Annotated in this window: 10 protein-coding genes and 1 tRNA gene; 7 read left to right on the top strand and 4 right to left on the bottom strand. The window is 70.6% G+C overall.

Annotated elements, in window-relative coordinates:
• The 5 genes from ABT232_RS11095 to ABT232_RS11075 form a co-directional block, all read left to right on the top strand.
• Positions 1 to 485 (top strand): FG-GAP-like repeat-containing protein (locus tag ABT232_RS11095; protein WP_351838890.1); only part of this gene is annotated, 485 nt, incomplete at its 5' end.
• Between the two features lie 186 nt (positions 486 to 671).
• Entirely contained in the window at positions 672 to 2,150 is a 1,479-nt protein-coding gene (locus ABT232_RS11090; RefSeq protein ID WP_351838888.1) for an FG-GAP-like repeat-containing protein, read from the top strand.
• A gap of 82 nt (positions 2,151 to 2,232) precedes the next feature.
• Positions 2,233 to 3,669: an FG-GAP-like repeat-containing protein gene (locus ABT232_RS11085; protein WP_351838886.1), complete on the top strand. Its 1,437-nt coding sequence runs from the start codon at positions 2,233 to 2,235 to the stop codon at positions 3,667 to 3,669.
• Between the two features lie 36 nt (positions 3,670 to 3,705).
• Entirely contained in the window at positions 3,706 to 5,145 is a 1,440-nt protein-coding gene (locus ABT232_RS11080; RefSeq protein WP_351838884.1) for an FG-GAP and VCBS repeat-containing protein, read from the top strand.
• Positions 5,146 to 5,206: 61 nt separating this feature from the next.
• Positions 5,207 to 6,226 carry a Yip1 family protein gene (locus ABT232_RS11075; RefSeq protein WP_351838882.1) on the top strand — a complete coding sequence of 340 codons (1,020 nt, stop codon included), beginning with the start codon at positions 5,207 to 5,209 and terminating at the stop codon, positions 6,224 to 6,226.
• A gap of 71 nt (positions 6,227 to 6,297) precedes the next feature.
• On the opposite strand, the gene ABT232_RS11070 is transcribed toward ABT232_RS11075, so the two are convergent.
• Both ABT232_RS11070 and dcd read right to left on the bottom strand, forming a co-directional pair.
• Positions 6,298 to 6,795, bottom strand: a complete 498-nt coding sequence (locus ABT232_RS11070) for a phosphoribosyltransferase (RefSeq protein ID WP_351838917.1) — start codon at positions 6,793 to 6,795, stop codon at positions 6,298 to 6,300.
• Between the two features lie 5 nt (positions 6,796 to 6,800).
• Positions 6,801 to 7,376, bottom strand: coding sequence for a dCTP deaminase (gene dcd / locus ABT232_RS11065; protein ID WP_351838880.1), 576 nt, complete (start codon positions 7,374 to 7,376; stop codon positions 6,801 to 6,803).
• 566 nt (positions 7,377 to 7,942) lie between these two features.
• Between dcd and ABT232_RS11060 the strand changes: the two genes are divergently transcribed.
• Positions 7,943 to 8,016: transfer RNA gene (locus ABT232_RS11060), tRNA-Gly, on the top strand.
• A gap of 79 nt (positions 8,017 to 8,095) precedes the next feature.
• On the opposite strand, the gene ABT232_RS11055 is transcribed toward ABT232_RS11060, so the two are convergent.
• Together ABT232_RS11055 and ABT232_RS11050 are read right to left on the bottom strand one after the other, a co-directional pair.
• On the bottom strand, positions 8,096 to 9,262 hold the full coding sequence (locus ABT232_RS11055; protein ID WP_351838878.1) for a tyrosine-type recombinase/integrase: 1,167 nt from the start codon (positions 9,260 to 9,262) through the stop codon (positions 8,096 to 8,098).
• Entirely contained in the window at positions 9,262 to 9,459 is a 198-nt protein-coding gene (locus tag ABT232_RS11050) for an excisionase family DNA-binding protein (protein ID WP_351838915.1), read from the bottom strand. The genes ABT232_RS11055 and ABT232_RS11050 overlap by 1 nt, the downstream gene beginning before the upstream one ends.
• Positions 9,460 to 9,933: 474 nt before the next feature.
• On the opposite strand from ABT232_RS11050, the gene ABT232_RS11045 reads away from it, so the two are divergent.
• Positions 9,934 to 10,602, top strand: coding sequence for a hypothetical protein (locus ABT232_RS11045; protein WP_351838876.1), 669 nt, complete (start codon positions 9,934 to 9,936; stop codon positions 10,600 to 10,602).
• Positions 10,603 to 10,715 lie beyond the last annotated feature (113 nt).

The raw sequence follows: 10,715 nt of genomic DNA, 5'->3' as shown, positions 1-10,715 counted from the left end.
CGGACCGGACCGGCGTCACCCTGCCCTCCGGCATCGATGTCGCCCTGGGCCGCTTCGGCAAGGGCAAGGCGCTGGACGCGGCGGTCGGAGCGATGGGGGAAACCTTCCTGCGCTACGACCTCCCGGTGCCCGGCCGCGCCACCCTCCCCTTCCCCGGCTCCATGCTCGACACCGCCGACTTCGACGGCGACGGGCTGAGCGAACTCGTCTCCAGCGGATCCACGCTCCGGGTCTTCCGCAGCCGCGAGGCGGGGCTCTCCGCGACCGGCGCCGTCACCGTCGCACCGCCCGCGACCGGCACCACCCGGGTCCTGGCGGCCGGGGACTTCGACGGTGACGGGCGGGACGACCTGGCGGTGCGGACGTACCGGGGCGAGACGAAGGACACCGTGGCCGTCTATCCGGGCGAGAAGTCGGGGCTGGTCGCGAGCGAGCCGGCGGTCACCTTCTCCACGTCCGAGTTCCTGACGGACACGGCCCGGTAGATCATTCATAGATCGTTCAAAGATTTACCGAACTCACGTACAACCCTCCCGCCACTCCAGCGGTCTCCTGTTCGCCGACCGGACCGTGAACCCGAGGCCAACGCCCGGCGAACGCGCCGTCCGTCGCACCCCACCGACATTCGGGATGCCCGCCAGGCGTCCCCCCGCATGCCGCAGGAGACCCGCATGCAGCACACCCTGCGACTCGCCCTCGCGACGGCCACCGCGGCCGCGCTGACGGGCGGGCTGCTGACGTTCACGGCCGCCACCGCGACGGCCGCGGACTCCACCCACGTCCCGCAGGCCGACTTCAACGGTGACGGCATCGGTGACGTGGCCTTCTCCGCCTCCGGCGCCTACGTCAGCGGCAAGCAGGGCGCCGGCCAGCTCGTCGCCCTGTACGGCACCGCCACCGGCGTGTCCTCCGCCAAGCGCTCCGTGATCAGCCAGAACACCGCCGGCAGCCCCGGCAGCGCCGAGACCAGTGACGGCTTCGGCGCCGAGCACGCCTACGCCGACTTCAACGGCGACGGCTACGACGACCTCGCCGTCTCCGCCCCCTGGGAGGACGTCGGCAGCGACAAGGACGGCGGCGGCGTCGCCGTGCTGTGGGGCTCCGCCAAGGGCCTCACCGGCGCCGGCGTCACGATCGCCGACCCCACCCCCTCCGCGCACGACAACTGGGGCAAGAACCTCGCCGCCGGCGACTTCGACGGCGACGGCAAGGACGACCTCGTCATCGGCAACACCTCCAGCACCCTCCACCTCTTCAAGGGCGGCATCACCGCCACCGGCAAGGCGGGCCTGGGCCGCTCCACCTTCAAGCCGCCGATCCAGTCCGGCGGCACCGCCCGCGGCCCGCTCAACCTCACCGCCGGCGACATCAACGGCGACAAGCGCACCGACCTCGTCGTCGACGGCTTCGAGACCCAGACCGACTACGGCTGGAACACCAACTACTGGATCCCGGGCACCGCGGGCGGCCTGAACGGCGCCTACGCGCGCGAGCTCAAGGCCGGCGTCATCACCGCCATCGGCGACATCGACGGCGACGGCTACGGCGACATCGTCACCGGCATGTACTGGAACAGGACCGACGGCGACGGCATCTCCTTCCCCGAGGCCAGCGACGGCGGCAAGGTCTGGATCAGCTACGGCTCCGACCTGGGCGTCTCGCACACCACCAGCGTCACCCAGAACACCGGCAACGTCCCCGGCACGTCCGAGAAGAACGACTACTTCGGCTACGAGCTGGACCTCGGCGACATCAACGGCGACGGCTACCAGGACCTCGTGGTCGGCGTCGCCGGCGAGAACATCGACGGCATCACCGACACCGGCATGGTCACCGTCCTGTACGGCTCGGCGACCGGCATCAACACCTCCTCCGGCGCCCAGTCCTTCGCCCAGAGCACGGCCGGCGTCCCCGGCAGCGACGAGAAGAACGACGCCCTCGGCGCCGACGTCAAGCTCGACGACGTCACCGGCGACGGCCGCGCCGACCTGATCGCCGGCTCCTTCGAGAACGACGGCAACGGCGCGATCCTCTACCTGCCCTCCAGCGGGACGAAGATCACCACGACCGGCAGCCGCACCGTCTCACCGAGCGACACCGGCGTCTCGACGACCGGCTACCCGGCCTTCGGCGTCAACATCGCCGACTGAGCCGCCGTACCGCGTCCTTCCCCGCCGGGCCCGCCACGGGCCCGGCGGCCCCCTTCCTCTCCACGGAGCCACGGAGCCCACCTTGCGCAAGCGCACCCTCCTCGCCGCCGCCGCCCTGGCGAGCGGTCTGCTGACCGCCCTGCCCGCCTCCCCGGCCCTGGCCGCGCCCTCCGGGCTGGCCGGCGACTTCAACGGCGACGGCTACCGCGACGTCGCCCTGGGCTCGATGGGCGCCGACGTCGGCTCGGTGCAGGGCGCGGGCGCGGTCGTCGTGCTGTACGGCAGCTCCTCCGGCGTCTCCGCGGCGAAGAAGTCCGTGATCACGCAGAACTCGACCGGCGTCCCCGGCGCCGCCGAGTCCGGCGACCGCTTCGGCAGCAGCCTCGCCGCCGGCGACCTCGACGGCGACGGCTACGCCGACCTCGTCGTCGGCTCCCAGTTCGAGGCCATCGGCGACCGCGACGGCGTCGGCACGGTCACGATCCTGTGGGGCGGCTCCGCCGGCATCTCCGGCGGCGCGGCGCTGCCCCAGCCGGCCGGCCTGGCCGAATGGGGCGGCTACGGCGCCTCCGTCGCCACCGGCGACTTCGACGGCGACGGCAAGACCGACGTCACCGCCACCGGTCAGAACCGCGTCCACCTCTACCGCGGCTCCTTCACCCGCACCGGCACCCCGCTGACCCACGTCGATGTCAGCGAGCTGGGCGGCGCCTACGAGACCATCGCGGGCGACATCAACGGCGACGAGACCGCCGAGCGCGTCTACCCGTTCTTCGTCGACGGCGACGAGCGCGGCGACATCCGCTACTTCCACCACGACCCCGGCAACATGGACCACCCCGAGTCCGACTACGCCCTCACCGAACTGCCGAACGCCGACGGCGGGCACGGCACCGTCGGCGACGTCAACGGCGACGGCTACGGCGACCTGATCCTCGGCGACCAGGGCGACCCGCAGACCGGCGTGACCGGTGGCCACCGCGGCGGCCAGATCAGCGTCGTCTACGGCGGCCCGAACGGCCCCGACCCGGCCCAGAAGCCCACCGTCATCCACCAGGACACCGCCGGCGTGCCCGGCTCCGGCGAGGCCGACGACATCTTCGGCGCGTCCGTCGGCGTCGGCGACATCAACGGCGACAAGTACGCCGACGTCGCGGTCGGCGCCCCCGGCGAGGACCTGGGCTCGGTGAAGGACGCCGGATCGGTGACGATCCTGTTCGGCTCCGCCGCGGGCCTGACCGGCACCGGCGCCAAGAGCTACAGCCAGGACACCGCGGGCGTGCCCGGCTCCTCCGAGTACATGGACTGGTTCGGCGGCTCGGTCCGCCTGGTCGACTTCGACAAGACCGGCAAGGCCGACCTGGTCGTCGGCGCCTTCTACGAGAACGGCACCGGCGCCGTCACCACGCTGCGCGGCACCGCCTCCGGCCTGACCACCACCGGCGCCGCCTTCATCTCCGCCGCGAACGTCGGCGTCAAGGGCGGCGACCCCACCTTCGGCTGGGCGATCGCGCCGTGACGTACCACCGCCTGGACAGCTGACCTGGAAGGAACGATGCGCACCTCCACCTCGGCGGCTCTCGCCGCCGCGCTCCTCACCGCCACCCTGGCCCCGCTCGCCGCCACCACCCCGGCGAGCGCGGCCCCGGCGAAGTACGCCGACGACTTCAACGGCGACGGCTACCGCGACCTGACCACCGCCGCCCCCGGCGCCACCGTGGGCGGCAAGACGTACGCGGGCGCGGTGGTCGTCAACTACGGCTCCCCGACCGGGCTGACGACGGCCCGCCGCACGGTCGTCAGCCAGGACAGCACCGGCGTCCCCGGCGCGGCCGAGAAGGACGACCGCTTCGGCAACGCCCTGGCCTCCGGCGACCTCAACAACGACGGCTACGCCGACCTGGTCGTCGGCACCGAGCTGGAGGACGCCGACACCGATGCGGACGGCGGCGCGGTGACCGTCGTCTGGGGCGGCAAGAACGGGCTGTCCGGCGGCACCACCGTCTCCGACCCGGCCCGCTCCGCCCACGACGAGTACGGCAAGTCCCTCGCCGTCGGCGACTTCGACGGCGACGGCCGGGCCGACCTCGCGGTCGGCAGCACCGGCAAGGACGTCTGGGTCCACCGGGGCGGATTCACCAAGGCCTCCGGCCCCGCCACCCGCTACCGGCTCGACACCGACCTCTACCCGGGCAGCGGCATCTACGGCGCCGAGCACCTCGCCGCGGGCGACGTGAACGGGGACGGCACCGGCGACCTGGTGATCAGCGGCCAGCGGGCCACCGACTACGAGGACGGCACCTTCGTCTACCTGGGCGCCGGCACCGGCCTCACCCTCCAGACGTTCCTCAGGAGCGAGGCCTGGGAGGGCTCCGCCGTCGGCGACGTCAACCGCGACGGCTACGACGACATCGTCACCGGCGCGGCCCCCGGCCACGTCCGGGCGGACGACGGCGGCTCGGTCAGCCTCTGGCTCGGCAGCGCGTCCGGCGCCCGCACCTCGGCGCACCAGACGATCACCCAGGACACCCCGGGCGTCCCCGGCACCGACGAGCCCGACGACTGGTTCGGCACCTCGCTGTCCCTCGCCGACATCAACGGCGACGGCTACGACGACCTCGCGGTCGGCGCCGAGTTCGAGGACCTGGGCGCCGCGGACCTGGCCGGCGGCGTCACCGTGCTGCGCGGCTCGGCGGCCGGACTGAACACCGCCTCCGGCGCCCAGGCCGTCACCCAGGACACCGCCGGAGTGCCCGGCACCGCCGAGGACTCCGACCGCTTCGGCTGGTCGCTGCGGCTCGCCGACGTCAACGCGGACGGCCGCGCGGACCTGTTCGTCGGCGCGGACGGGGAGAACGACGCGGACGGCGGCGTCTGGGCGCTGCGCGGCTCCGCCTCCGGCGTGACGGCGACGGGCTCGCTGAGCTGGGGGCCGGGCTCGGTGGGCGTCTCGACGGCGGGCTATCCGCGCCTGGGCCACGTGATGCTGTCGTAGCCCTCGGGTACGGCTGGGCGCCCGCGGCCCTTAGGGGACGCGGCCTCGACATCCGTAAGGGATGTCACAGCTCGGCAGCAAAGCCGGGCCCGGAACCCCGGGCCCGGCACGTCACTTGCCGGGACCAGGTACGTTCGATGACGTGGCTGGATTCAGGATGGGACGCGGCGGCCGGGACGACCGCGCTCCGCACACGCGACCGCAACAACCTCCGTACGGACAGCAGACGCCGCAGGGCCCGTCGTACGGCTACCCGTCGGCGCCGCAGCCGCATCCGGGTCAGCAGGGCTACGGCAACGGCGGCGGCTCCCCGTGGCCCCCGTCGAACGGCGGGCACGGCGGCTACGGCGGCCCCGGAGGCGGTGAGCCGGAGTACTTCGGCGACAACGGCTCCGCGCACCCGCATCACCACCCGGGCACCCCGGACCCGTACGCGGCCAACAACCCCGGCCACACCCAGGCGTTCACCGTAGGTGAGGACCCGTACCACCAGAGCGAGACCTACCGCGCCGGCGGCGCGGCCCCGGCCGCTCCGGTCGGCCCGCGCCTGCACTGGAAGGACCTGCTGAAGGGCATCGTCCTCGCCCCGGGCCAGACCTTCCTGCGGATGCGGGACTACACGATGTGGGGCACCGCCCTCATCGTGACCTTCCTCTACGGCCTGCTCGCGGTGTTCGGCTTCGACGGCGCCCGCGAGGACGCGATCAACGCCACGCTCTCCAACGCCGTACCGATCGTGATGACCACCGCGATCGCCATGGTGCTGAGCGCGTTCGTCCTCGGCGTGGTCACCCACACCCTCGCCCGCCAGCTGGGCGGCGACGGCGCCTGGCAGCCGACGGTCGGCCTGTCCATGCTGATCATGTCCCTCACGGACGCGCCCCGGCTGATCGTCGCCATGTTCCTCGGCGGCGACGCCCCGTTCGTCCAGATCCTCGGCTGGGCCACCTGGGTCGCGGGCGGCGCCCTGCTGACCCTGATGGTCTCCAAGTCCCACGACCTGCCGTGGCCGAAGGCCCTGGGCGCGTCGGCGATCCAGCTGATCGCGCTGCTGTCGATCGTGAAGCTGGGCACGTTCTAGGAAGTCCCGAAAACAGGAGAAGGGCCCCCGGCGCGGTGCGCGCCGGGGGCCCTTCTCGCTCTTCGTCCCGCTCAGGCGTCGAGAACCTGCCCGGTCCGCTTCACCACGGGCGGCTCGACGGACCACGGGAAGTTGATCCACTCGTCGGTCCGCTTCCACACGTACTCGCACTTCACCAGCGAGTGCGACTTCTCGTAGATCACGGCGGAGCGGACCTCCGCGACATGGTCGAGGCAGAAGTCGTGCACCAGCTTCAGCGTCTTGCCGGTGTCGGCGACGTCGTCGGCGATCAGCACCTTCTTGTCGGTGAAGTCGATGGCGTTGGGGACCGGCGCCAGCATGACCGGCATCTCCAGGGTCGTCCCGACGCCGGTGTAGAACTCGACGTTCACCAGGTGCAGGTTCTTGCAGTCCAGCGCGTAGGCCAGCCCGCCCGCGACGAAGACACCACCGCGGGCGATGCTGAGCACGATGTCCGGCTCGTAGCCGTCGTCGGCGATGGTCTGGGCGAGTTCGCGGATGGCGGTGCCGAACCGCTCGTAGGTCAGGTTCTCCCGTACGTCGCTCACGCTGCTCACACCTGCGTCCTGTGGAAGTTGAGGAAGGACCGGGAAGCCGTCGGGCCGCGCTGCCCCTGGTACCGGGATCCGTACCGCTCGCTGCCGTACGGGGCCTCGGCCGGCGAGGAGAGCCGGAACATGCACAGCTGGCCGATCTTCATGCCGGGCCACAGCTTGATCGGAAGTGTGGCGAGGTTCGACAGCTCCAGGGTCACATGCCCGGAGAACCCGGGGTCGATGAACCCGGCGGTGGAGTGCGTCACCAGCCCGAGCCGGCCCAGCGAGCTCTTCCCCTCCAGCCGCGAGGCGAGATCATCGGGAAGCGTGATCACCTCGTAGGTGCTGGCGAGCACGAACTCGCCGGGGTGCAGGATGAACGGCTCGTCGCCCTCCGGCTCCACGAGCCGGGTCAGATCCGCCTGCTCCACGGAGGGGTCGATGTGCGGGTAGCGGTGATTCTCGAACACCCGGAAAAAGCGGTCGAGCCGCACGTCGATGCTGGACGGCTGCACCATGGATTCGTCGTAGGGATCGATCCGTACCCGCCCGGCGTCGATCTCGGCCCGGATGTCCTTGTCTGAGAGAAGCACGCCCCGAGGATACGCAAGGCGCGCGGGGCCCCCGTAATCGCGAGGACCCCACGCGCCCGTGCCGTAACCCTTATGCCTACGACCGACTACTGCCCGCTACGGCCACGTCGGTGACCGGCGTTCTCGTCCTGCCTAATGCTTCTCCGCCAACGCCACCGGCACGACGCTCCGCAGCCGCGCACAGCGCGGACAGCGGACGAGCCGCCCCGGACCGAGGCGCTCGGCCTGCTGCATCGGGAACGAGGCGGCGGTGAACACGTGCCCATCGGCACAGCGGACGACGGTGCGCTCCATCAAGTCCCAGAGTCCCTTCCCCAAGAGCCGCGTCTGGCTTGCTGCCCTGACGACAAAAGCCACATTACGGGATGCAAGAGACGCCCCTCCAGGCGGCACTCCGGTCCCGCCCGGACCCTCTGCGACCCCACCACGGTACGCCCCAACTCCCTTCCCCCGCAGCCGCCTCACAGTCCTGAAACACACTCAGGCCCCACGGCGAGAACACCGGGGGCCTGCGGTTTGGTACAGTGGCGGAGCGTTCGGACACCGGCCTTCGGTCGGCGTCTTACGCGGGTGTAGTTTAATGGTAGAACATCAGCTTCCCAAGCTGAGAGCGCGAGTTCGATTCTCGTCACCCGCTCCATGGCAAACCCCCAGGTCAGAGACCCGGGGGTTGTTTGTTGTCTAGACCGGCGGGCCGGTCGCGCACCACAACCGCACCATTAGCTCTCGGCAGCGTCCTCACTGTGGTGCGCGGGGTCCTCCTTGTGGCACTTCGCACGCTCGGCACGCACCAGGTCATCGAGCCCGGCGGCCACCTCCCGCTGCCGCTCCTCATCGGAGTGCTGGTAGATCAGCGCGGCCTTCTCGGAGGACTGCCCGGCACGCACCATCGTGTCCTTGAGGGTGGCGCCGGAGCGGGTCGACAGGGTGTGCCCGGTGTGACGAAGGTCGTAGAAGCGGAAGCCGTCCGGGAGACCGGCGACCGTGCGAGCCCGGCGCCACTTCCGACCGAAGGAGGTACGCCGGAAAGGCGCGCCCTTCTCCCCTACGAAGACCAGACCCTCCGGCCCCTTCTCGGCGTACCAAGCGAGGTGTCGCTTCACATCCTTGTGGAGGAAGGCCGGGAGGACGACCGTGCGAACGCCCGCGCCGGACTTGGTCTCGCCGGGGGCGCGCCTGCCGTTCGTCCGCTCGGGCTCGGCCACGCGGACGCGGATGACGAGGTTGTCCAGGTCGACGTCTCGGCGGCGCAGGCCGGCCAGCTCCTCCGGTCGCATCGGACCGTATGCGCCCAGGTAGACCATGAGGCGCCAGCGGATGCCGATGGCGTCAGCGAGAGCATCGACCTGGGCGACGGTGGCGATACGCCGTTCGGCGGCCGACTCCTTGCCCGCGCCCTTGACCCGGCACGGGTTGCGGCTGACCAGGTCGTCGTCCACGGCCGTCTCCAAGATGGCTTTGAGGAGGCGGTACGCCTTGGCTACGGCTGTCTTGGCCCCGGTGGTGCGGAGTCGTTCCGCTCGCCACTCGCGGACGCGGGGAGCGGTGATCTCGTCCAGGTCGAGCGTGCCGAATGTCGGGAGGATGTACAGGCGCAGGAGATGCTTGTACAGGTCCTCCGTGCGTACCGCCAACTCCCGCTCCTCGACCCACTTCTCGGCATACTCCCGGAAGTTCACGGCGCCCGCGTCGGGAGCGCGCCAGTCGCCCCGGCTGAGATCTGCCTCGACCTGGGACAACCAGATCTCGGCGTCCTTCTTGGTCTCGAAGGTCTCCGGAGCGCGAACCCGCTCACCATCGGGCGCGAGGTAAGACGCCGTCCACTTCCCGGACCGGTACTGACGCACCGCACCGAAGCGCCGGCGCCTGCCCTTCTTGTTGGCCATCAGGCGACCCTCCGCAGTCCGAGGCGGCGGGGCCGGATCGGTTCAACGGTGCGTGAGGCGACGTACTCCCGAACGGCGCTCTCGGGGATACGGACGTGACGGCCGACCTTCACGTACCGGATACGCCGCTCCTCGATGAGCCGCCGAGGGAAACGGGCCGTTGTGCCCAGCAGCTCGGCGACCTGGTCGACGGACAGGCCGACGTTCCCGAGGTCAGCAAGGGGGCGCTCCTTGGCCCAGCACCCCCAACGACCAGAACCACCACCCCCAACGACCAGAACGCACAACTGGGCTGAAGGCGCTACACCGCCGGGCGCGAGCGAGCGGGCGATGCCGGCGACCCGCGCGGTCCGGATGGCCAGGCGCTGCTGTGTGATCCCGCTGTGCAGCCCGGCGATGCGGGCACCTGTTCCCTGCCAACTCAGTTGACCTCGCCGGATGACACTGCCGACCGTCCAGAAGTACGACACGATGACGGCGTGGATCTCTCGGGAATCGGAGCAATATCGGCTGCCGCAGTAGCCGCAATCGGCATCCCAGCCGCTCTTGTAGTCGGTCGCTGGACCATGCGTGGCGCACTCGCCCAGGCGGAGGGAACATACCGCTCAGCCCTCGCAACAGCAGCGTCTAACCACGATCACTGGCGACGGGGTGTCCAGCGCGACGCCTGTGTGCAGTTCCTGGTCGCCATGGCGGAATTGGATCGGCTGGAGACACCGATGGACGAAGCGGCTTCGCGCGACGAGATCGAAGCTGTGCACAGGGCAGCCGATGAGGTGATGCACCGCGCCACCACGGCCTACTACATTGTGCGTCTCGAATCACTGGAGCTTGGGTCGGTCGCCTACGAAATGCTCGATGCAGGACAGCGACTCACCAACGGCGCACTGCGCTGGGCCGCGGTTGAGCGAGCCCGGGCCACTCTCAATCGGTTGGAGGAAGAAGCAGGAACACACCTCAGACATGTCCATGAGGCGCTGGCGCGGCTCGAAGAAGTCGCGATCGATGCCAGGGTTCAACGCGGCCGGGGACGTGAGTACTGGGAAGCCGAGCGCCATGCTCGTCGGACCCTTGTGGCGCTCCAGAGACTGACCGACGAGCAGATCAACGATCTCTTGGACGACGCAGCTGACGCCGTAGACGTGATAGAGCGCATTGAAAAATTCCACGACGCGAGAGAGGCGTTCCTAGCAGCTGCGCAAACAGCTCTCAACGCCCCACCCGGAGCGCTCGACCAAGAACGTTATTCGGTCGCGTCCCCGGATGCCGGACAATCGCCGAGTACACCACCGGACCGTCAACCTCGAACTGCAGCGCCTTCGCCCGGCGAGGCCGGATGATGTACGGCCGGGTCCCGTACCGTCAACTGTGCCGGCCGACAGCACTGGCAACGTGATGGAGGCCGGGGGATGTGCAGCGAGGCACACGCGCGCCTGGTCGTTTGGAGCGCACC

It is taken from the genome of Streptomyces sp. NPDC001532 (assembly GCF_040298625.1).
Lineage (GTDB): Bacteria > Actinomycetota > Actinomycetes > Streptomycetales > Streptomycetaceae > Streptomyces.
The sequence above is the reverse complement of the archived record's forward strand: the minus strand, read 5'-3'. Positions and strand labels throughout refer to the sequence as shown.

What these genes read in the sequence shown, in the direction of transcription:
- ABT232_RS11090 (WP_351838888.1), top strand. Translation starts at nt 672, where the DNA reads ATGCAGCACACCCTGCGACTCGCCCTCGCGACGGCCACCGCGGCCGCG.
- ABT232_RS11055 (WP_351838878.1), bottom strand. Translation starts at nt 9,262, where the DNA reads ATGGCCAACAAGAAGGGCAGGCGCCGGCGCTTCGGTGCGGTGCGTCAG.
- ABT232_RS11075 (WP_351838882.1), top strand. Translation starts at nt 5,207, where the DNA reads ATGTCACAGCTCGGCAGCAAAGCCGGGCCCGGAACCCCGGGCCCGGCA.
- ABT232_RS11080 (WP_351838884.1), top strand. Translation starts at nt 3,706, where the DNA reads ATGCGCACCTCCACCTCGGCGGCTCTCGCCGCCGCGCTCCTCACCGCC.